This is a genomic window from Pantoea sp. C1E2 (assembly GCF_056491465.1).
Genome location: NZ_JBSZHT010000002.1, coordinates 801,436 through 824,215 on the forward strand (window position 1 = coordinate 801,436; position 22,780 = coordinate 824,215).

Here is a 22,780-nt window from a genome sequence, read left to right on the forward strand (position 1 = left end):
TGAACACACGAATTGAAGGCCCCGCAGCTTTGCGGGGCTTTTTACATTCTGCCGCAGGTTGCGGGATCCCCTCTGACCAAAATGCGCAGTTTGCTGTACAATTTATGTACACCTGGCTTTGCCAATCCTGTATTATCCGCCGCCGGTCAGCGCAGAAGACCCTGGCGGACCCGTTTGCTGTGCTTTAGTCGCCGCGAACGATAGCGTGACGGAGAAATAAAATGAAGTTTGTAGATGAAGCGACGATCCTTGCGGTCGCAGGCGATGGCGGTAATGGTTGCGTCAGCTTCCGCCGCGAAAAATATATTCCACGTGGCGGCCCGGATGGTGGCGACGGCGGCGACGGCGGCGACGTTTATCTGATCGCTGACGAAAACCTGAATACCTTGATCGATTATCGCTTCGAGAAATCTTTCCGTGCTGAGCGTGGCCAGAATGGTCAAAGCCGTGATTGCACCGGCAAGCGCGGTAAAGACATCGTAGTAAAAGTCCCGGTCGGTACGCGTGTGATCGACCAGGGCACTGGCGAGACGCTCGGTGATATGACGCGCCATGAGCAGAAACTGATGGTGTCCAAAGGCGGTTGGCACGGCCTGGGCAACACCCGTTTTAAATCTTCGGTTAACCGTTCTCCACGTCAGAAGACTATGGGTACGCCGGGTGAGAAACGCGACCTGCAGCTGGAGCTGATGCTGCTGGCTGATGTCGGTATGCTCGGCTTACCGAATGCCGGTAAATCGACCTTTATTCGTTCCGTGTCTGCGGCTAAACCAAAAGTGGCGGATTATCCGTTTACCACCCTGGTACCAAGCCTTGGCGTGGTGCGCATGGACAACGAAAAGAGCTTTGTCGTCGCCGATATCCCAGGTCTGATTGAAGGCGCAGCGGATGGTGCCGGTCTGGGGATTCGCTTCCTGAAGCACCTTGAGCGTTGCCGCGTTCTGTTGCACCTGATCGACCTTGCGCCGATCGATGAATCCGATCCGGTAGAGAACGCCCGCATCATCCTGGGTGAGCTGGAAAAATACAGCGAAAAGCTGTTCCAGAAGCCACGCTGGTTGGTGTTTAACAAATGTGACTTACTGAGCCGTGAAGAAGCAGAAAGCCGCGCTAAAGCGGTTGTGGAAGCGTTGGGCTGGGAAGAGAAGCACTACCTGATTTCTGCGGCAAGCCATGATGGCGTGAAAGACCTTTGCTGGGACGTGATGAGCTTTATTATCGCGAACCCTAAAGAGGCCGAAGAAGAAGCGAAAGAGCCGGAGAAAGTGGCCTTTATGTGGGATGACTACCACCGCGAAGCTTTGGAAACCGCGCAGGAAGTGGAAGAAGACGACGATTGGGATGACGACTGGGATGAAGAAGACGACGAAGGCGTCGAAATCATTTACCAGCGTTAATCGCAAAAGAGAAAGCGGCCAATTGGCCGCTTTTTTTATGGCTGCTGAATGCCCATTTTCACTTACTGGTGAAAGGGCATTATGTTCAGCAATCGGGCTTAATCACTCCTCCCGCTGTAACACGGGGAAGGGGCCAGTTGCTGGAAATTACCCCAGCACCGCTACGGTCAATCGTGATGTGCAACACAGCTGGTTGCGTCCATTGCGAATCTCAATCTCCCAGCTCTGGTTGCGTGCGCCAAGATGCAGAGGCCGGCAGATGCCGCGCACTTCGCCGCTGCTTACTGCGCGATGATGGCTCGCGCTCACCTCAATACCGACGACGCTTTTTCCTTCTTCCACGCTCAGATAGCCGGCAATCGATCCCATCGATTCCGCCAGCACCACCGACGCGCCGCCGTGCAGCAGGCCAAACGGCTGCTGCGTGCGCGCATCCACCGGCATGGTCGCTTCAAGGTAATCGTCGCCGATCACCGTGAACACGATGCCGACGTGCGACACCAGCGAGTTATCACCGAGGGTATTTAAGGTTGCAAGATCAACCGATCGTTTCCAGATTGCCATGTCAGGATCCCAGCGTTGCGCCACCGTCGACCACAATATCCTGCAGCACTACGTGGCTGGCAAGATCCGAGGCGAGGAACAGGACGTTGTTCACGATCTCTTGCGGCTTAGCGATCTTACGCAGTGGGATCCCCAACTTGTACTGATCCGGGAAGCCGTTGATCATCTCCTGCTCCGCTTCCGGTGTGTGCCACAGGCTGCGTTGCATATCGGTATCGGTTGAACCCGGTGAGACGATGTTGCAGCGCACGCCCAGCGGCGCCATTTCCAGGCCGACGGTCAGACATAGGCTGCGCAGTGCGGCTTTGGAAGCACCATAAGCAGACATGCCGAGACGTGGCGCGTGTGCCGCGTTAGAAGCGATAGTCACAATCGCGCCAGCACGCTGCTGGCGGAATACCGGCAGCGTTTGCTGGAACATATTGAATGCGCCACCGGCGTTCACTGCCAGACAAGCCTGCCAGTCTTCAAACGAGAGTGCTTCAGTGCTGCCGACGCGCAGGATCCCGGCGCCGTTGACCAGCACATCCAGACGCGGCTGCTCTGCCAGCAGACGCTGACACACTGCTTTTACTTCCGCTGCGTTGGCAACATCCAGAACCTGAGTGGCAAACGGGTAGTCGGCCTGATCAAAACGCAGATCGAAGCCGATCACCTGTGCGCCGGCCTGATGGAATGCCAGTGCTGTGTGATAACCAATGCCTTTACCTGCGCCGGTTACCCAGACGATTTTTCCGCTAAAGTCGAAAGAAGCACTCATTTGGCAGGCGTCCGTGACAGCAGTGCCCACCAGCCATCAATGCTAGGATTTTTTGCCAGGCTAACGAAATCGATATCGTTGTGCACCTGACGCCAGCGTGCGGCCAGGGCCATTACGCGCACGGAATCCAGACCGTAGTCGATCAGGTTTTCATCATCTTCCGGCACATCATCATCTTCCAGCAGCGGCAGAATCAGCGCACGCAAATCGTCTTTGCTCAGCGGCAGCGGCATCAGATCGGCGGTCATCACTACTTTGCCGCTGCGGCCAGCGGTATAAGTCAGTGCCATCATGTGCTCTTCACGGCTGAAGTCGGCCAGCGCATCCGCCACCATAAACGGCTGGATATTACGCATAAAAGCGTCAGTGGCGGTGGTCAGGCAGCCGATATGAGCATAAACGCCGGTGATAATCAGCTGATCGCGGCCCATCTCCTGCAGGATCGATTCCAGCGGTGAGCGGACAAAGGCGCTGTAACGCCATTTGGTTAACACCTGATCGTCCTGATCCGGCGCCAGTGCATCCACGATCTTCTGTTGATCCGGATGCTTATTCAGGCCCGGGCCCCACATGTCGTTGAGCAGTGCGCGATCGGCATCGCTCTGCTCGTTAGGCTGTGCGGTGTAAAACACCGGAATGCCCTGTGCTTTGCAGTAGGCGCGCAGGCGGGCAATGTTCTCCACAACCTGATCAATCAGCGGACTGTTTTCGCCCCAGAAATTCAGGAAATAAGCCTGCATATCATGGATCAGCAGGGCAGCACGCTGTGGCTCTACGGTCCATTTGACCTTGTTGGTCGGCAGTTCAGTGGCGGCAGGCAGCGCGTAAGAATTCAGTTTTGGAATAGCCATTACAATCTCCGGAACAGGTTCAGGCTTGCGCTTGTTGATCAGCAAGCTGTTGGCGTAAACGTTTTTTGTCCACCTTGCCAACCGGGGTCAGCGGCAGGGCGTCTACGCAGGTAATACGATCGGGTAATTTAAACTCGGCAACACCGAGATCGCGCAGATGGCGACGCAGAGCCACCGCTTTGATCGGCTGGCTGGCGACAATAAAGGCGCAGCTCTTCTCACCCATCAGTTCGTCATTCATTGACACCAGCGCGGCATGAATCACATCCGGGTGGCGTTGCAACAGGTTCTCGATCTCTTCTGCGGCGATCTTCTCGCCGCCACGGTTGATCTGATCCTTCTCGCGGCCCTGCACGGTAATGTAACCCTGTGGGTTGATCTCTATCAGATCGCCGGAGCAGTAGAAGCCGTTGGCATCAAAGCTGGCAGCATTGTGTTCCGGGCTTTTGTAGTAGCCCCGGAAGGTGTAAGGGCCGCGTGTCATGAGGCGACCCACCGTGCCGTGCGGCAGCGCATTGCCGTATTCATCCGCCACCCAGACTTCGTCATCGTCAGAAATCGGTCGGCCTTGTGTGGTCAGAACGATTTTCTCGTCATCGCCAAAACGGGTGTAGTTCACCAGACCTTCGGCCATGCCAAACACCTGCTGCAGCTGGCAGCCAATTTCGCTCTGGATGCGCGCAGCCAGCGTTTCGCCCAGCTTCGCGCCACCGACCTGAATACGTAGCAGTGAAGCCAGCTGCTTGTTGCTGCCCCATTCCTGAATCGCTTGCAGCCACAGGCTCACCGCGGGCGGCACCAGACCGGTATCGGTAACCTGATGCTTCTCGATCAGCGGGAAGCAGAGCGTAGCGCTGGGATCGGCAGCGAGAATCACCTGGCCACCGGCATAAAACACGCCGAGTGAACCCGGTGAGCTCATGGCGAAGTTATGCGGTGCGGGCAGGGCGATCAGATAACGCGTGTCAGCAGTGACTTCACAGATCTCATCGCTGGCGCGAATACTGTAATAGTAGTCGTTGTGCGTGCGCGGAATCAGCTTTGGCGTCCCGGTGCTGCCACCAGAGAGCTGGAAAAACGCCACTTCATCAGCGGCGGTCGGCGTGGGCTGATAATCGCCTGACGCTTCCGCCATCAGGGCTTCGAGGGTGTTTTCTTTATCACCGTCATTGCGCAGGATGATCTGCTGTAGTGACGGTTGAGCGGCACAGAGGGCGCCGATAAAGGTGTCATCGGCAAACAGCGCGTGATGGCGATCGGCAATCAGCAGCTTAGGCTCAATCTGCGCGGCATAGGCGGTCAGCTCCGTACGCTGATGACTATACAGCGCGAAGACGGACGCCACGCCCAGTTTAAATAGCGCGAACACCGTGACGTAAAACTCCGCCACGTTGCCAAGCTGCACTAGCGCGGTATCGCCCTGTTGCAGGCCACGGCGCTGCAAGGCAGCCGCGAGATTGTCGGTTAACTGATCCAACTCGCGATAGCTGATGTGGCGATCGCCGTCGATGACTGCAACCGCCTCATTCTCTTTATGGCGCGCCAGGATATCGGTCATTGGCACATCGAGCCAATAGCCTTTTTCACGGTAGCGCGCGGCCAAATCTTCTGGCCAACGGGTGTAGGGAATGCTCATGTTCTTTCCTTTATTGCAGTCCAAAAGCGCGCAACATGGTATCCAGCTTCACGCCGGTTTCGCGCCATTCTGATTCAGGTTGGGAGTCGGCCACAATGCCTGCACCCGCAAACAGTCGCACGCGTGAGCCTTGTACGGTGCCGCAACGAATCGTCACCACCCATTCGCCGTTGCCTTCACTGTCACACCAGCCAACAATACCGCCAAATAATTGACGATCAAAAGGCTCTAACTGCTGAATCAGCTGCTGAGCACGCTGGTGTGGGAAGCCACTTAATGCCGGGGTAGGATGCAGCAGGCAAGCCAGCGACAAGGCGTTCTCGCGATCATCCTGTACTTCACCATCGATTTGCGTCGCGAGGTGCCACAGGGTTGCCGTGGTGATCAACGAGGGTACGGTCGGTACCGACAGCAGGCGACTGCGCGGTTGCAGTGTTTCGCGCATCGCATCCGTGACCAGCTGGTGTTCATGACGATCTTTGCTGGAATCCATCAGCGTATTGCCCGCCGCCTGATCCTGCTGGCTGTCGTGGTGATCACGACGCGCCGAGCCCGCCAGTGGGCATGAACTAAAGTCGCGCCCCTGTTTACGCAGCATCAATTCCGGGCTGGCACCCACCAGTGCGCCGCCTTGTGGCAGCGGCAGATGGAAGTGATAGCTATTCGGGTTCTGTGCAATCACGCGTTGCATCAGCGCAGCGGTATCCACTGGTTGCTCGGTAACGATATCCATCAGGCGCGACAGCACCACTTTATCGAGGTCACCACACTGCGTAGCCGCCACTGCATCGGACACCATTTGGGTAAAGACGTCGTGATCCGGCACAGCCATGCGACGACGTACCTGCGGCAGCTCGCTTGAAGCCGCAGGCAGCGCATTTTGTAGATCGGCACGATGAAAAGTTTGATACGTTTCAGGGATAAACAGGGCCGCAGGCTGACTAACGTCGAAGGGAATCGCACCGACCAGGATCGGATTCTCAATGCCTTGTTGTTTTGCCGCCGCGAAATGTTGACGCAGCTGAAGTTGAAAATCACCCTGTAACGATGCAGCGTCTGCCACAGAGGTGGTTATCGTGGTATAGCAGCCCTGAGTCGCGAGGCTACGCCACGGCGAGGTAAAGAGGAAACCACGGCATAACGCAGAAAAATCCGCTAATAAGGCATTTTCAAACATGGATGATTCCACCATAATTTTCACCTATAAATGATAAGATTATTAAGAATGATTATCATTTTTATTATGGGGCAGTAACCTACGTCGATTGAATAAGAGAGTCAATCCATTCGCGGGATTTCCCGCATGATTAGGCGTAATCGGAAGGTGACGCCAGGCCGTGCAATAAGCTAAAAGGTGGACCAGAACTTATGAATAAATGCGGTTTATTGGGTCTGACAGCCCTGTTGTTTATTTTCCAGACTTTCACAGGGCTCGCACAGGCAGAACAGGGTTGGCCGCGCACGGTACAAGGGGCAAATGGTTCAATTACCTTAAACAAAGCCCCGCAGCGCATTGTCTCGACCAGCGTAACCTTAACCGGATCGCTGCTGGCGATTGATGCACCGGTTGTGGCATCGGGCGCGACAGCACCGAACAGTCGCCTGGCCGACGATCAAGGGTTCTTCCGTCAGTGGGGCGATGTCGCAAAACAGCGTCAGCTTAAACGTCTTTATATTGGCGAGCCGAGTGCAGAAGCGGTGGCGGCAGAAGCGCCGGATTTGATTCTGGTGAGCGCCACGGGGAATGACTCAGCTATCAAACTGGCCAGCCAGCTTTCCGCCATTGCGCCAACGCTGGTGGTCAATTACGACGACAAAAGCTGGCAGGATGTAGTGACGTTGCTCGGCCAGGCAACCGGCCACGAAGCGCAGGCGGCACAGCGTGTGAAAGCTTTTGACGATCGTGAAGCGGCGTTGAAGAAAGCCATCACTCTGCCGCCGCAGCCGGTTTCAGCGATGGTGTGGAACGGTGATGGGCGTGCCGTCAACGTGTGGACCACGGAGTCAGCGCAGGGAAAATTGCTGGAGCAGCTTGGCTTTACGCTCGCCACGCCGCCTGCCAGCGTGCAGCAGGGCCACAGCATGGGACAGCGTAAGGACATTATTCAGCTGTCGGGTGAGAACGTTGCGAGCGGTTTAACCGGTAAAACCTTCCTGCTGTTTGCGGCTGACGATAAAACTACGCAGTCGGTGATCGGCAATCCGTTCCTCGCGCAAAACGCGGCGGTCAAGGATAAGCAGGTGTTCCCGCTTGGCGTTGATTCGTTCCGTCTGGATTACTACAGCGCCAGCAATCTGCTGGCGCGTCTGGAAAAGCTGTTCGTTAAATCATGATGCCTGCTCCGCCAGCTCAGGGGCTGGCGGCGCATAACGACGTAAACGGCCCATCACGCACCACATCACCATGCCCAACAGCGCTGCCGCAAAACCAAACGCGGCGGCGGCCTGTGGCGGCAATAACCACGATCCCATGGCACCAATCATCGCCGCACCAATCGCATCCCCGGTGACATTTTGCGCGGTCCACAAGCCGTTGATGCGGCCTAGCAGATGGTCAGGCGTCAGCAGTTGAATCATCGCGTACTGCACGAGACTGTTAATGGCGCTGAAATAGCCAAATGCCACCAGACACAGCAGCGCCAGCGGCAGGTTGGGCATCAGACTGAATAATCCCAGCGCGATAAAGGCGGCCACCGCACTGCCCAGCACCAGCTGTCCCGGTCGGGCTGCATGCTTAAGTTTACCGCTGGTAAACGCACCTATTGCGGCACCGAGCGGCACAGCTGCGTAAAGCATACCAAGCTGGTTAGCACTCACTGACCAATGTGGTGCGAGAGCGGGATAGAGCACGCGAATCGCGCTGGCTAAAGTGACCAGCGCGCCTATCAGTGCCACCATACCGACAATCGGGCTGGCAAACAGGAACTGCACTCCGGCGGCCAGCGACTTCAGCGGATGTTCACGCGGCTGAGGCGGTGGCGGCAGTTGCGGTAATTTCAGCAGCGTCAGCACGGTAATCAGCGTGCCAAACGCGGTTAGACCGTAGTTCCACACCACGCTACCGTGCGCAATCACCAGTCCTGCGATGGCCGGCGAGAGGATGGAACCAAAGCGCACCGTCAGCATGGTGATCGCCCCAGCCTGCATAATGTTTTCGCGACCGACCAGCGCTGGCGTTGCGGCAAGCAGCGCGGTGACGCCAATCGCGCCAAAGAAGCCATCCCAGAATCCCAGCAGATACACCGCGATGAGCGAGGGATGTGGCAGCGCGGCATTGATTGCCAGCGCAATAAAGCCCAATCCACAGGTCGAGCGGGCAATCAGAATCAGTTTTTTGCGTTCGTAGCGATCGGCTAGCACGCCGCCGGTCAGCAGACCGATAAACATACCGGATGCGGCAAGGGTGACCGCCAATCCCACCAGCAGCGGGGATTGTGTCATCTGCTGAATCTGCACCGGCACCGCCACGGCCAGCATACCGAGCGCGACAATCGAGATGAAACGGGCAATAAATACCGCGCGGAACGCCGCATGGGTTTTCAGCAGGGAGAGATCGATAAAGTGGGAAGATTTGTTCATTTGTTCGCCTTTGTGCACCAATTTTCCTCATCGTCCGCGAGGCGAGTCATGGTAACATAGGCAAACGCGAGTAATAACGATAACCATTATCAAATTGCGTTGCGCATGCGACGACGTTGAACAGTGAAGGTTTAGAACGATGCGCCAGATCCGTGCATTAGCAGGCTCAGGGATTCTGCTCTTGCTCCTCATCGCGCTCAGCTTAATGCTGGGGGCAAAATCGATACCCTTTCCCGATGTTTATCATTCTCTTACCTCAAGCTGTAATAGCGCTGAGTGCGTGATTGTGCGTGATGCACGCCTGCCGCGCACCCTGGCCGGATTGCTTGCCGGTGTGGCCCTTGGGTTAGCGGGCGCGCTGATGCAGAGCCTGACGCGCAATCCGCTGGCCGATCCGGGTATTCTCGGCGTCAATGCGGGGGCCGGGTTTGCGGTGGTCATTGGCATCGCACTGTTTGGTGCGGATTCTCCCCTCGACTGGCTCGGCTTCGCGTTTACCGGTGCACTGCTGGCGTCATTACTGGTGGCGATGACGGGCGCAATTGGCGGCGGGCGAGTCAATCCGGTACGCCTGACGTTAGCCGGCGTGGCGCTGGGCGCGGTGCTGGATGGGCTGACATCCGGCCTGTCGCTGCTCAATCCCGATATCTATGACCATCTGCGTTTCTGGCACAGCGGCTCGCTGGATATCCGCAATTTCACCGTGTTGCGCACGTTGTTCCCTGCCGTGCTGATCGGTAGCGTCGTGGCACTCTATTTGTCGCAGGCGTTGAACAGTTTGAGCATGGGCGGCGATATGGCGACCGCGCTGGGCACGCGGGTGGCGCGCACGCAACTGCTGGGTTTAGTGGCGATTGCATTGCTGTGTGGTGCGGCAACGGCTGCGGTAGGCCCCATCGCTTTTATCGGGCTGATGACGCCGCATTTTGCACGCTGGATGGTCGGCAACGATCACCGCTGGATGCTGCCCGCCACGGCGATCATTACCCCGATTTTGCTGCTGGCGGCGGATATTCTCGGGCGTCTGCTGGTGGCGGGTGAGCTGCGCGTCTCCATCGTCACGGCGATGTTAGGTGCGCCGGTGCTGATTGTGCTGGTGCGCCGTAAACTTGGGCGAGGTGCACTATGACGCGTCGGGTTGGGTTACATACGACGTGGTTGTTGCTCGGCTGCGCGCTGCTGGCGTATCTGGCTATGACGCGAGGCGCATTGCCGATTGGGGCTGAGCAATTCTGGCAGGTGCTGGCCGGGCAAGGTGCCAGCAATGTCAAACTCATCGTTTTAGAATGGCGACTGCCACGCGTGCTGATGGCGCTGCTGATTGGCGCGGCACTGGGCGTCAGCGGCGCGATTTTCCAGTCACTGCTGCGTAACCCGCTCGGCAGCCCGGATATTCTTGGTTTCAACACCGGTGCCTACAGTGGCGTGCTGGTGGCACTGGTGCTGTTCAATCAGGGCATCGCTGCTATGACGGGGGCAGCGTTGGTCGGCGGTATCGGCACCGCAGCGCTGGTGTACCTGTTTGCCTGGCGTAACGGCGTTGAAACTTTCCGCCTGATTATTGTCGGCATCAGTGTGCGCGCCTTGCTGATGGCGCTGAATGCCTGGCTGATTATCAGTGCTTCGCTGGAATCCGCGCTCAGCGCCGGATTGTGGAGTGCCGGATCGCTTAACGGTATCACCTGGGCGAAAACGCCACCGGTGATTGGCGTATTGCTGCTGTCGCTGTTGCTGATGGTGTTGCTGACCCGCCGCATGCGTTTGCTGGAAATGGGCGATGATACCGCCAGTGCGCTCGGCGTGCCGGTGGAGCGCAGTCGGCTGCTGCTGATGCTGATTGGTGTGGTGTTGACGGCGGCGTCCACTGCGCTGGTGGGGCCGATCTCCTTTGTCGCGCTGCTGGCGCCGCAGATTGCACGTCGACTCGGCGGCGGCGAGAAAGGTGCGCTGTTGCTGGCGGCGCTGTGTGGCGCGCTGTTATTGATTGCGGCTGATTTTGCCGCGCAACATCTGTTCCTGCCTTATCAATTACCGGTTGGCGTGATTACCGTCAGCCTCGGTGGACTTTATCTGATTGCGTTACTGGTGCGGGAGGCGCGACGCCAATGATCGATATCCCTTCACGGCTGTATGGCGAAGGCCTGACGCTCGGCTACGACAAGAAAGTGGTGGCAGAAAACCTGTCGGTGGCCATCCCTGAAGGGGAGCTGACGGTGATTATCGGCCCAAACGCCTGCGGTAAATCTACTCTGCTGCGCACCCTGAGCCGTCTTAACACCCCGCTGAAGGGCGAGGTGTATCTGGATGGTGAAGCGATAGCGCGTTACCCGACCAAAGAGGTGGCGCGGCGGCTCGGGCTGCTGCCACAAAGTTCTAACGCGCCAGCGGGCATCAGCGTCACCGAGCTGGTGGCGCGTGGGCGTTATCCGCATCAAGCGCTGTTTGGCCGCTGGCGCAGCGAAGATGAAGAGGCGGTGAGAAGCGCGATGCGGGCAACCGGCGTGGCGGATTTGGCACAGCAACCGGTGGATACCTTATCCGGCGGACAGCGTCAGCGCGTATGGATTGCCATGGTGCTGGCGCAACAAACCCCGCTGTTATTGCTGGATGAGCCGACCACCTGGCTGGATATCACCCATCAGATTGAACTGCTGGAACTGATGCAGGAGTTGAATCAGCAGCATGGCCGCACGCTGGTAGTGGTGCTGCACGATCTCAACCACGCGTGCCGTTATGCCACCCATTTGATCGCCATGCGCCACGGCAAGATTGTTGCTGAAGGTAAGCCCGCAGAGATCGTGACGCCCGAATTGATAGAACAGGTGTATGGCTTACGCTGCGTGATTGTGGAAGACCCGGTGGCGCATACGCCAATGATCGTGCCGCTGGGGCGGGGAAGGTAATCAGGGCAGCATAAATGCCGCCCCTACAATCCAGGTACGCATTAATGCGTACCTGGTGCTGCTTAGCCTAATATCCGCTGCAACAACGGTCCTATCTGCTCAAACATCTGCGGAGAAATAATCTCCACATGAGCACAATCCATCGGCCATACCTCTAACTCACCGACATACGGTGCCCAGGCGCGACGCGCATCCTGACCGGGTTGCTGCGTCTGCTCAGCAAGGAACAGCGTGGCGCGACCATTGAAACGCGCACTGCGCGCGGTGGCCAGCAAGCGCACCGAACTGGCGTAGTTGGCTTCGATGGTATCGAACATCGCGCGCATCTCTTCGCCCGCCTGGTGGCGCTGGGCAGCGATAAACTGTTCACGCTCGCGATTCACCTCTTCCAGCACCGCCGGATCCAGCACATTCTCACCGCGTTTCTCATCCCAGTTCTGCGTTTCCGGCGGCCAGGTATCGAGCAGGCCGAGGAAGGCCACCTCTTCACCTGCCGCTTCCAGCCGCGCCGCAATGCCCTGCGCCAGCGTGCCGCCCAGCGAATAGCCGAGGAAGAAGTACGGTCCGTGTGGCTGCACTTTACGTAAGGTTTGCAGATGCGCATCACACACTTCGTCGAGATGCGCGCTTTGATTCAGCGGGCTCTGGGTATCGGGCGACTGAATCCCCACCAGTGACCAGCGCTGATCGAGATAGCGCTGCAGAATGCTGAACTGCCAGGCAAAACCCGACGCCGGATGGAAGCAGAACAGCGTGGGGCCGTTGCCCTGACGCAGCGGCAGTACGGCTTCAAAACCTGCCTGCTGATGCGATTGTGTGTCGCTCAATAACCGGGCGAGTTTTTCCACCGTTGAAGCCACCATAATCTGCCCCACCGAAACCGGCTGTTGCAGTTCGCGGCGCAGCTGAGCAGCTAAACGCATCGCCAGCAACGAGTGGCCACCGAGGGCGAAGAAATCATCCTGGGCGCTGATGCTGTCACGCGCCAGCAACTGGCAGAAAGCCTGTGCCAATTGGGTTTCCAGACCGGGATGCGGTTCACGGCCCACGCTATCAGCCGCGTTTTGCGGCAGAGGCAAGGCTTTGCGATCCAACTTACCGTTGCTGCTCAACGGGAAGGCATCCAGTTGCACGATCGCCACCGGTACCATATGTGCAGGCAGGCGTTGCGCCAACGCATCACGCAGCGCGTCGCCATCGACGGTGTGCTCTGCGATGACGTAACCCACTAACTGACGCGCATCACCGCCTTGTGCGGCGGCACCGCCGAGTACCACAGCATGTGTTACCGCCTGCTCAATGCCAGGCTGTGCGCTCATCACATGATCGATTTCGTTGAGTTCAATACGCTGGCCTCGGATCTTCAGCTGATCGTCGCTGCGTCCAAGGTATTCCACCGCGCCGTTATCCAGCCAGCGCGCCACGTCTCCGGTCAGATACATGCGCTCGCCTGCGGCAAAAGGATCAGCGATAAAGCGGCTGGCGGTGAGATCCGGGCGGCCAAGATAGCCGTGTGCCAGCTGTACGCCGGTTAAATAGAGATCGCCCGCCACGCCCGGCGGCACTGGCTGCATACGCGCATCAAGAATGCGTAATCCGGTATTCCACACCGGGAAACCAATCGGCACGCTGGCCCCATCTACCGCTGCCAGGGCTTCACCAAACGCCGGATACCAGCTGACATCGACTGCCGCTTCGGTTGGGCCATACAGGTTGTGCAGCGGCACCCGCGTCAGCTTTTCCCATTCACGCGACAGATCGGTCGGCAGCGCTTCACCACTACAGAAGACATTGCGCAGGCTGCCACAACAGGCGATGGCCGGCTCACTGTCCAGCGCCGCGACAAAGGCGGCCAGCATAGAAGGGACGAAATGCGTGGTGGTCACTTTGTAACGCGCAAACAGCTGCTGAAGTGCTTCCGGATCGCGGTGCGCTTCTGGCGGTGCCATCACCAGTTGCGCGCCCACCAGCAGCGGCCAGAAGAATTCCCACACGGACACATCGAAGCTGCTCGGGGTTTTCTGCAAGACCACATCGTCGGCTTGCAGCGGATAGCGATCCTGCATCCACAACAGGCGGTTGACGATCGCCTCATGACCGACCAATACGCCTTTCGGGCGTCCGGTAGAGCCTGAGGTGTAGATGATGTAAGCACCATCCTGCGGTGTCGGCGCGCTGGCGGGGTGTGGCGCGTCTGGCGCGGTGTAAAGCGCATCAAAATGCAGCTGCTTTACAGGGGCGATAGCACTGAAACGGGCACTGAGATCCGCTGAGGTGATCAGCGTTTTGGGTGCGGCATCTTCCAGCATCAGCTGTAAACGTTCGTCGGGATAACCGGTATCCAGCGGCAGATAGGCCGCGCCGAGCGACACGATCGCCTGCAATGCCAGTGACAACTGCACCGAGCGTGGCAATGCCACTGCGACGATATCGCCGCGCTGTACGCCCGCCGCACTGAGATCGGCTGCCAGGGCATACAGCTGCTGCTGCATTTCGCGGTAGCTGAGTTGATGCGTGGCATCAGCCAGCGCGGGGGCGTAAGGCGTGCGCTCAACCTGCTGCGACAGCAACGACGCCAGCGTTTCCACCGGCACGGGATGTGCAGTCTGATTGATACCCGCGATATGCGCATGTTCTGCCGAGGTCAGCAGATCCAGTTCACCCAACGCACGCTGCGGTTGCTCTGCGAGTTGATTTAGCAGCAGGGCAAAACGGCTGGCATGGCGCATCAGCGTGGATTCGTTGTAACGCTCCGCGTTCGCCAGCAGTTCCAACGTCAGTTCACCCTGTTCACTGATGTAAATTGCGATTTCCAGATCGCGTACCGGGCCAGATGCCAGTTGATGGGTTATGCCTTCGACGCCAGCAAAATCGAGTTGATAATCAAACATCTTCAGATTAATTACCGGGCCGTACAGCGGATCGCCATCCCCGAGTCGGCCAAGATCGCGCTGTACCTGTTCCGCGTCATAACGCTGGTGGCGGCGCATTTTCTTCACTTCACCTGCCAGCTGGGCAGCAAGCGCGCTCAGCGGCTGGGTGGGATCATAATGCACGGCCATCGGTAACACGTTGATCACCGGACCGGTGGCGCACAGCGCGGCAGATCCGATGCGGCGCATAAAGATAAATCCGGCGGCGAAATCGTTCTGTCCACTGAGTCGCGCCAGCCACAAGGCGACCAGCGCAAAGGCCAGGTCAGCAGCGCTGGATTGAGGATGCTGGCTAACCAGGGTCTGGAAAGTGTGGTGGTCGAGCGTCACGCTGTGGCGCAGCAGATCGGTCGAAGCACTTTGTCCGGCCAGCGGCAGCGGTGACAGCGAAGCGGGCGAGGGCAGTGCCGTGCCTTTTTCGCGCCAGAATTCGCGATCGCGGGTGAACGAAGAGGATTCCTGGTAGCGCTGGTACTCTTCGACCACTTCGCTAAACGGGATAAAGGGCGTCGGCTCGGCATCCTGCTGCTGCACAGCTGCCGTGTAGAGATTGGCGATGCGGCGAGTAATGGCGGTAAAGCTGAAGCCATCCACCACCAAATGGTGATAGCGCTGATACCAAAACCAATGCTGATCGCCAATGCGATACAGCGTGTGATGCCATAATGGGGCACCGCTCAGTACGCGCAAATCCCCGTTCATGTCTTGACGCATTAACGCGCGAGCTTTCGCCGCTGCATCTGCATCATCGCGCAAATCCACGATTTCAGGCGTGCTAAACGCCTGCGGTTGCAGCCACTGCAGCGCTTCACCCTCGACTTCGGCAAAAGCCATATTCAGCGTATCGGCTTCCTGCATGCCGGCCACGATCGCCTGCGCCAGCAGGTCAGTGTCGATGGCGCCTGACAATTCTACAAAGTGCGCCACCGCATAAGCATTGTGGTGCTGGGTCAGTTGGTCGGCAATCCAGATGCCGGGCTGAGCTGCCACTAGGGGCAAGGTATGTTGTTCTGTCATGGTTTTGTTCATCAGAGATTCAGACATCTGTGCTCCGGTTTGCGTCCTGCGTGATGAAGTTAAGTCGGATTGCGCCACAGGGCTTGCAGACCGTCGAGCAGACCACCGCGCCAGCATAGCGCGTCATGGCCGCCCTCCACCGGCAGGTAATTTACCTGATAGCCGGCAGCGGTAAGTTTTTGTTCTAATTGTTGATTGGCTTGCAGAATCAGGCCTTCACGTTTACCTGCTTCCAGCCAGAAACGCAGCGGCTGCTTCGGTGCCAAACCGCTATCCAGCGCCTGTAAAAGCCAGCCGTATGGATTGCCGCGTTCGGGCCACCAGAATGATCCGGAAAGGCTCAGCGCATTGCCAAACGTCTCCGGGAAATGCAGAGCGGCAAACACCGATGCCAGTCCGCCAAAACTTTGCCCGGCCACCAGCGTGCTGGCTGCCTGCTGGCGATAAGGTGCCCATTGCGCCACCTGCGGCAGTAACTCCTGCTGCACGGCTTGCCAGAACTGCGGGTTACAGGGCAGTTCACGACTGCGGTGCTCACGATCGATGATGTCGATAAACAGATAAACGGCGGGCGGGAGTGTTCCGGCGTCAGTGAGTTGTTGCAACGGCCCGGCAATCGGCATTTGATTCGCCCAAAACTGCCCATCCAGCAGAATGGCCAGTGGACGTTGCGCGTTATTGGACTCGCCAGTGGCATAAATCCACACTTTGCGACTGTTACCTAACAGCTCGCTATCCCATTGATATTGCTGCAAAGCGATGTCAGCTGCACTGCCATCATCAATGGATTGCCAGATTTGCTGGTCAGGTGCCTGCGGAAGATGCAGTGGCGAGACACCCATGCCTCGCCCACCGGCCCAGCCGCGCAGCATATTCAATGGATCGGCCTTCGCCGTGGGGAATTTGTCACGCCACCAGTTACGCAATGCGTACATGTCCGCTTCGCCGCTAAAGTCGGTTGCCTGCTCATCGGGCATCAGGCAGTAGCTGCCACGCCAGTTGGACGGCAGCGCGGTTTGCCAGTACCAAACATTGGTGCCAGTTACGCGCACCAGTGATTGAGGTGGACGCTTCTGGTGGTGATCGGTGACGCCAGTAATGTTGATCCACACACGTTGAGTCGTTGAAGTTTTTTCACTGCCTTGTGGATCGCGCCAGAAGAAGGTCACCAGGCAGGTGCCATCCTGCTGAGGGTCAATTCGCGGGATACCCTGAGATTGTTGCTCCTGCCACCAGGCTTCGCTACCGGTTACATCATTTCGCCAGGTCATAGGGGCTGCCAGTCACTGTGTAGGGAACGATTTACATAAGATTAATAATTAATACTATTGATAACTATTTGCATTTGCAATAGGGTGTTTCCGCTCAAAAGAGCACGCTCGTTCCGCCTGACTCTTTCCTTCCTGGAAGGTTACGCAACGGATGGCACTGCCAGGTCTGGAACTGGGCGCGATAAGGACAGGGATATTCTCACCGGCTCGCCAGTTAAGAATCCAACGGCATTTTTACTGGCCATCCAGGAATGAAAAACAATGACGCGTTACTCACGATTATCATTAGCTATTTTGATTGAACTGGGGCTCAGCGCCTCACTGCTCTCCGGCAGCGCCTGGGCAGCAGACACTTCCAGCAAGACGACCAGCAGCCAATCCACTACCGACGCCGAATCAATGAATGGCGGCACGTTAATGGTGACCGCACAGCAGCAGAACCTGCAGGCACCCGGCGTTTCAACCATCACCGCAGATGAAATTAAAAAGCATCCCCCTGCGCGTGATGTGTCGGAAATCATTCGTACCATGCCAGGCGTCAACCTGACCGGTAACTCCACCAGCGGCCAGCGCGGTAACAATCGTCAGATTGATATTCGCGGCATGGGGCCAGAAAACACCCTGATCATGGTGGATGGTATGCCGATCACCAGCCGCAACTCAGTGCGTCTGGGCTGGCGTGGCGAGCGTGATACGCGCGGTGATACCAACTGGGTGCCGCCAGAAATGATCGATCGCATTGATGTGATTCGTGGCCCGGCCGCGGTGCGTTACGGTAACGGCGCAGCAGGCGGCGTAGTGAACATCATCACTAAGAAATACACCGATCAGCAGTGGCATGGTTCGTGGAACACCTACCTCAATGCGCCGGAACACAAATCGGAAGGTTCCACCAAACGCACTAACTTCAGCCTTGAAGGGCCGCTGGGTGATGACTTCAACTTCCGCTTGTACGGTGGATTAGCCAAAACCCAGGCCGATGCCTATGACATTAACGAAGGCCATGCGGCAGCGCGTACCGGTACTTATGCGGGCAGCTATCCTTCGGGTCGTGAAGGTTCAGTGAATAAAGATATCAATGCCTTGCTGAGCTGGACGTTTGCCCCGATGCAAACCCTGGAACTGCAGGCCGGTTATAGCCGTCAGGGCAACCTGTACGCAGGCGATACTCAGAATACCAACACCAGTGCGCTGGTGAAGAGCCTGTACGGCGATGAAACCAACCGTTTATATCGTCAAAACATCTCGCTGAAATGGACGGGCGCCTGGGATAACGGTGTGAGCACCAATACCTACGCGCGTTACGAGAAAACCCGTAACAGCCGTATCAACGAAGGTCTGGCAGGTGGTACGGAAGGTATCTTCTCCAATGATGGTTTTAATACCATTCAGTTAGACGATATTTTGCTGCACAGCGAAGTCAGCATTCCGTTTGAGTGGCTGATTAATCAGACGGCAACGCTGGGTACCGAATGGAACCAGCAGAGCATGAAGGATCCGTCTTCAACCACCCAGGCTGCGAGTTACGGTTCCGTGCCTGGCGTATCGAATACCGGTCGTAGCCCGTATTCACAGGCGGAAATCTTCTCACTGTTCGCAGAAGACAACATGGAGCTGACCGACAGCACCATGCTGACGCCAAGCCTGCGTTTCGATCATCACTCGATTGTGGGCAATAACTGGAGTCCGTCGCTCAACTTGTCGCAAGGTTTGGGTGATGACTTCACGCTGAAGATGGGTGCTGGCCTGGCTTACAAAGCCCCAAGCCTGTATCAGACCAACCCGAACTACCTGCTGTACAGCAACGGTCAGGGCTGTGCTGCGAGCACCGGCGCTTGTTATCTGCAGGGTAATCCAGACCTGAAAGCCGAGAACAGTTTCAACAAAGAGATTGGACTGGAGTGGAAACACGAAGGTTATCAGGCGGGTCTGACCTGGTTCCGTAACGATTACCGTAACAAGATTGAAGCGGGTTACGCAGCGGTCGGTAAAGCCTCAAATGGCACCACGGATATCTATAAGTGGGAAAACGTACCGAAGGCGGTGGTGGAAGGGCTGGAAGGTACGGTGAATGTGCCGTTCTCGGATAGCGTGAGCTGGAACAACAACTTCACCTACATGTTGCAGAGTAAGAACAAGGAAACCGGCGATCGTCTGTCGATCATCCCGGAATACACCCTGAACTCAACGCTGAGCTGGCAGGCAACGCAGGATCTGTCGCTACAAACCACGCTGACCTGGTACGGCACGCAAACACCGAAAAAGTATGACTACAAAGGTCAGCCTGTGACGGGAAGCGCGGCCGATAAAGTCAGTCCTTACTCCATCATTGGCCTGAGCGGGACTTATGATGTGAATAAGTACGCCAGCGTTACTTTGGGTATCGACAACCTGTTTGATAAGCGTCACTTCCGCGAAGGTAATGCGCAAACCACCGGTAACGCCACAACTGGCGCCTATCTGTACGGTGCGGGTGCCAATACCTACAACGAATCAGGCCGTACTTACTACATGAGCCTTAATACCCACTTCTAAAGCAGTTGATGCGGTAAATAGCAGCGGGCAATCAGCCCGCTGCTGTCTTCACGATTAACCAATTCCAGCCTGCCACGGTGCATCTGCACAATGCGCAGCACAATATTCAGACCCAATCCGCTGCCACCGTAACGCTGATCGCGACGACGGAAGGCTTGCGTCAGTTCTTCTGCCGCATCGGCCTCAATGCCTGGCCCCTGATCCCACACTTCGATGATGACCTGCTGTTTGTCCTGCTGCATTTTCACCTTCACTTCACTGCCTTCCGGGCTGTAGCGTGAGGCATTTTCCAGCAGATTACGCAGCATCAGGCGCAGCAACACGGCTTCACCCTGTTGCGGAATATCTTTGCCGTGCGGCCAGTGCAGTGTTTGCTGACGCTGCTCATACAGTTCGGCCATTTCTGGCTGCAGCGGCTGCATGATGTCCTGTTGCCACAGCAACTGCTGATAATGGCCTCCTGCCAACGCCTGACCGGCTCGCGACAGCATCAATAGCTGCTCAACGGTGTGCATCAGCTGATCAATACGCTCGATCAGCATCTCACTTTGCGGCACCTGCTGCTGGTGCAATAACTCGAGATGCAGGCGTAAACCTGCCAGTGGCGTGCGCAGCTCATGCGCAGCATCGGCAGTGAAGAGGCGTTCCTGCTGTAGCGTGTGATCGAGCCGCGAAAACAGCTGATTGATGGAGGAGGTTACGGCAACGATTTCATCCATCTCGGAATAAACCGGCAGCGGGGTGAGATTATCGGCAGAACGATGCGCCAGGCTGTCCTGCAGGGAACGCAATGGACGAATGATCCAGTTGATCGCCCAGAATGACAGCAGCAGCGTTAAGGCGATCATCACCAGTGAAGGCAACAGCAATGAAGCTATCGCTTCGCGGATCTCATTCTCGACGCGGTCGTTACGCGCCTGAGCAGAGAGGGTTTCATTCACCAGGAAACTGATTTGCTCCCGGCTTTCATGCCACAGCCAGATGGCGCTCATCACCTGACAGGTGAGGAGAATCAGCGCCAGCATAATCAGTAACCGCTGACGCATGCTATTCATTCGCGCACTTCCAGACGGTAGCCCACGCCACGCACGGTTTTAATGCGATCTTTCCCGAGCTTGCGGCGCAGATTGTGGATATGAACTTCTAAGGTGTTGGATCCGGGATCGTCATTCCAACTGTAGAGATCCTGCTGCAGGGTTTCCCGGTGCACATTCTGTCCGACACGCATTAACAGGCGCGTCAGCAGCGCGAACTCTTTCGGGGTGATCTCCAGCGGACGCTCTTCCAGCAGCACTTGCTGCGAGCTAAGGTTGAGCGTGAGATCGCCTTGTTGCAGCAGATTGTCGCTGTGGCCCTGAAAGCGGCGAATCAAGGCACGGACACGCGCCTGCAGTTCCACCAGCGCGAAGGGTTTAACCAGATAATCGTCGGCACCGGCGTCCAGGCCATCCACACGATCCTCCAGCGCATCACGCGCCGTCAGGATCAACACTGGCACATTGATGCCGTCGCGGCGCCACTGGCGCAGCAGCGTGGCACCATCGCGATCCGGTAAACCAAGATCCAGTACGATCAGGCTGTACTGCCCGCTACGTAAGAAAGCATTGCTCTCTGCAGCGGTACTGGCGCAGTCAACGGCATAACCTTGCGCGCTCAGGGCCTGAGCCAGGCCCGATTGCAACAGCGCGTCATCTTCAACGATCAGCAATTTCATTAGTTGTTTTTGTTGATATCCGAGTAGAGGCGGCTTTCAAAGCGTACCAGAGGAATACGCCGCGTTTTCTGATCTTCAGGCGGCACCGCATAACCAGAAAGATACTGCACAAAGGCGACACGTGCACCGCTGGAAGTGGTAATAAATCCTGCCAGATTATAGACGCCCTGCAGTGAACCGGTTTTCGCCGATACTTTGCCATCCAGTCCGGCTTCATGCAGACCGCCGCGATACTGCAATGTGCCGTCATAACCGGCCAGCGGCAGCATCGAAATATAATTCAGCGTTGAGTCATTTTTTGCGATGAATTGCAGCACCTGCATCATGGTATCTGGCGCGATCAAGTCGTGGCGCGACAAGCCTGAACCATCGACCTGAATGCTGTTACCCAGGTCAACGCCGGCTTTTTCACGCAGTACACGACGTACGGCATCGGAACCGGCGCGGAAGGTGCCCGGAACATTGAAATAGTGATGGCCGATGGTGCGGAACACGGTATCTGCAATCATGTTGTCGGATTTCTTCAGCATGGTATGCAGCAGATTGTGCAGCGGCGCGGATTGCGTTGAGGCTAACACGGTGCCCGGCGGGGTAACCTGCGTCTGGCGCACTAAATGACCGCTGTAATCGATATCCGCGGCACGCAGTTCGGCCTTAAGGATTTCGCCCGCCCATGCGGCGCCGTCCTGCACAGCAAACGCCAGCGGCAACGGTTCAGCGCGTTGGCGCATGCACCCGGTCAGCGTGTAGCGGTTCAGCTCGCCTGGTACCACATCCAGTTCGCAGTATTGTCCATCACCACTGTTACGGCCAATGGTTCGCACCTGGCTGAACATATGTGCCGGATAATAGGACGCAATGCGCACAAAGGCGTTTTCGCCCGGCGTGTTAGCGCTGTACAGCGACACAGAGAAGCAGTTTTTATCAACAATCGCTGCGCCTGGTGGGGCACTGAAGCACTGCGTCAGATCGTTCCATGGCCAGCCGGGTGCCATATCGTGGCTGGCGAACACCGACGTGTCGATCACCAGATTGCCTTTGATATGTGTGATGCCCTGCTTTTTCAGCGCTGCCACCATGTTGCGCAAATCCTGACGGCTGAGCGTTGGATCGCCACCAAAGCGCGCCACTAAATCACCATTGAGCGTGCCATCGCTGACCGCGCCTTTGGTTTCCATCGTGGTCTGAAAACGGAAGTCCGGACCCAGTTCCAGCAGGGCCGCTAGTGCGGTAATCACCTTCATGGTACTGGCCGGCAATGCCATCTGTTTGCCGTGATAGTCGATTATCGGGGTTGATGCGCCCACTTTTTGCACCATCAGCGCCAGGTTTGCGCCGTCTGGCAAATACTGCATGTATTCTTCAACGGGGGCTGCTTGTGCCTGCAGCATAAACGCACAGGTTAATCCGGTAACAAGTCGTGAAAATCGCATAATCTCGCGGTAACTGACGGGTGAAGGCGTCAATACTACGTCCCGAGGCGGTGCAAAGTAAACGATGACCCACAGGGAACTCTGGGGTAAAATACGTATCAAAATGCAAAACCGAACCTGACCCGGAAAGCTTTCCGGGTCAGGCTTCTTTTGCTTGTGAAAAGAGGTAACGCGCCGCAGAAGCTGT

At 57.1% G+C, this 22,780-nt stretch carries 17 protein-coding genes; 6 read left to right on the forward strand and 11 right to left on the reverse strand.

Annotated features, from left to right (window positions below):
* Positions 1 to 221: 221 nt before the first annotated feature.
* Positions 222 to 1,397, forward strand: coding sequence for an Obg family GTPase CgtA (gene cgtA, locus ACXI0A_RS03905; protein WP_224932313.1), 1,176 nt, complete (start codon positions 222 to 224; stop codon positions 1,395 to 1,397).
* 147 nt (positions 1,398 to 1,544) lie between these two features.
* Here the strand turns inward: cgtA and ACXI0A_RS03910 are convergent, their stop codons facing one another.
* Genes ACXI0A_RS03910 through ACXI0A_RS03930 form a run of 5 tightly spaced genes read right to left on the reverse strand, consistent with a single transcriptional unit; the run spans position 1,545 to position 6,400 of the window.
* On the reverse strand, positions 1,545 to 1,961 hold the full coding sequence (locus tag ACXI0A_RS03910) for a hotdog fold thioesterase (protein WP_476150277.1): 417 nt from the start codon (positions 1,959 to 1,961) through the stop codon (positions 1,545 to 1,547).
* Between the two features lies 1 nt (position 1,962).
* Positions 1,963 to 2,721, reverse strand: a complete 759-nt coding sequence (gene dhbA, locus ACXI0A_RS03915; RefSeq protein ID WP_476150275.1) for a 2,3-dihydro-2,3-dihydroxybenzoate dehydrogenase — start codon at positions 2,719 to 2,721, stop codon at positions 1,963 to 1,965.
* The gene (locus tag ACXI0A_RS03920; protein WP_034826585.1) at positions 2,718 to 3,572 is read right to left on the reverse strand and encodes an isochorismatase family protein; all 855 of its coding nucleotides are present in this window, start codon (positions 3,570 to 3,572) and stop codon (positions 2,718 to 2,720) included. The genes dhbA and ACXI0A_RS03920 overlap by 4 nt, the downstream gene beginning before the upstream one ends.
* Before the next feature lie 19 nt (positions 3,573 to 3,591).
* Positions 3,592 to 5,208: a (2,3-dihydroxybenzoyl)adenylate synthase gene (locus ACXI0A_RS03925; protein ID WP_476150272.1), complete on the reverse strand. Its 1,617-nt coding sequence runs from the start codon at positions 5,206 to 5,208 to the stop codon at positions 3,592 to 3,594.
* A gap of 10 nt (positions 5,209 to 5,218) precedes the next feature.
* On the reverse strand, positions 5,219 to 6,400 hold the full coding sequence (locus tag ACXI0A_RS03930) for an isochorismate synthase (RefSeq protein ID WP_476150271.1): 1,182 nt from the start codon (positions 6,398 to 6,400) through the stop codon (positions 5,219 to 5,221).
* Positions 6,401 to 6,576: 176 nt separating this feature from the next.
* Between ACXI0A_RS03930 and fepB the strand changes: the two genes are divergently transcribed.
* On the forward strand, positions 6,577 to 7,542 hold the full coding sequence (gene fepB / locus ACXI0A_RS03935) for a Fe2+-enterobactin ABC transporter substrate-binding protein (RefSeq protein ID WP_476150270.1): 966 nt from the start codon (positions 6,577 to 6,579) through the stop codon (positions 7,540 to 7,542).
* Here fepB and entS read toward each other — a convergent pair.
* Entirely contained in the window at positions 7,537 to 8,787 is a 1,251-nt protein-coding gene (entS, locus tag ACXI0A_RS03940; RefSeq protein WP_224932319.1) for an enterobactin transporter EntS, read from the reverse strand. The two genes, fepB and entS, sit on opposite strands and share 6 nt — an antisense overlap.
* 139 nt (positions 8,788 to 8,926) lie before the next feature.
* Here entS and fepD point away from each other — a divergent pair, with 139 nt between their 5' ends.
* Genes fepD through ACXI0A_RS03955 form a run of 3 tightly spaced genes read left to right on the forward strand, consistent with a single transcriptional unit; the run spans position 8,927 to position 11,690 of the window.
* Positions 8,927 to 9,916 (forward strand): Fe(3+)-siderophore ABC transporter permease, encoded by a 990-nt coding sequence (gene fepD / locus ACXI0A_RS03945; RefSeq protein WP_476150268.1) that lies wholly within the window; start codon positions 8,927 to 8,929, stop codon positions 9,914 to 9,916.
* A complete protein-coding gene (gene fepG, locus ACXI0A_RS03950) occupies positions 9,913 to 10,896 on the forward strand; it encodes an iron-enterobactin ABC transporter permease (RefSeq protein WP_476150267.1) in 984 nt (327 codons plus the stop codon). Before fepD ends, fepG begins: the two co-directional genes overlap by 4 nt.
* Positions 10,893 to 11,690: an ATP-binding cassette domain-containing protein gene (locus tag ACXI0A_RS03955; protein WP_476150265.1), complete on the forward strand. Its 798-nt coding sequence runs from the start codon at positions 10,893 to 10,895 to the stop codon at positions 11,688 to 11,690. The genes fepG and ACXI0A_RS03955 overlap by 4 nt, the downstream gene beginning before the upstream one ends.
* 62 nt (positions 11,691 to 11,752) lie before the next feature.
* Here ACXI0A_RS03955 and ACXI0A_RS03960 read toward each other — a convergent pair whose 3' ends face one another.
* Both ACXI0A_RS03960 and fes read right to left on the reverse strand, forming a co-directional pair.
* Positions 11,753 to 15,667 (reverse strand): amino acid adenylation domain-containing protein, encoded by a 3,915-nt coding sequence (locus ACXI0A_RS03960; RefSeq protein WP_476150263.1) that lies wholly within the window; start codon positions 15,665 to 15,667, stop codon positions 11,753 to 11,755.
* A gap of 32 nt (positions 15,668 to 15,699) precedes the next feature.
* Complete coding sequence (fes, locus tag ACXI0A_RS03965) at positions 15,700 to 16,911, reverse strand: enterochelin esterase (RefSeq protein WP_476150261.1); 1,212 nt, start codon at positions 16,909 to 16,911, stop codon at positions 15,700 to 15,702.
* 261 nt (positions 16,912 to 17,172) lie between these two features.
* Between fes and ACXI0A_RS03970 the strand changes: the two genes are divergently transcribed.
* Positions 17,173 to 19,446, forward strand: coding sequence for a TonB-dependent siderophore receptor (locus ACXI0A_RS03970; RefSeq protein ID WP_224932325.1), 2,274 nt, complete (start codon positions 17,173 to 17,175; stop codon positions 19,444 to 19,446).
* Here the strand turns inward: ACXI0A_RS03970 and pmrB are convergent.
* Genes pmrB through dacB form a run of 3 tightly spaced genes read right to left on the reverse strand, consistent with a single transcriptional unit; the run spans position 19,443 to position 22,593 of the window.
* On the reverse strand, positions 19,443 to 20,501 hold the full coding sequence (pmrB, locus tag ACXI0A_RS03975) for a two-component system sensor histidine kinase PmrB (protein ID WP_476150259.1): 1,059 nt from the start codon (positions 20,499 to 20,501) through the stop codon (positions 19,443 to 19,445). The two genes, ACXI0A_RS03970 and pmrB, sit on opposite strands and share 4 nt — an antisense overlap.
* Positions 20,498 to 21,160, reverse strand: a complete 663-nt coding sequence (pmrA, locus tag ACXI0A_RS03980) for a two-component system response regulator PmrA (RefSeq protein WP_034826547.1) — start codon at positions 21,158 to 21,160, stop codon at positions 20,498 to 20,500. Before pmrA ends, pmrB begins: the two co-directional genes overlap by 4 nt.
* A complete protein-coding gene (gene dacB / locus ACXI0A_RS03985) occupies positions 21,160 to 22,593 on the reverse strand; it encodes a serine-type D-Ala-D-Ala carboxypeptidase (protein ID WP_224932549.1) in 1,434 nt (477 codons plus the stop codon). The genes pmrA and dacB overlap by 1 nt, the downstream gene beginning before the upstream one ends.
* Positions 22,594 to 22,780: the final 187 nt, after the last annotated feature.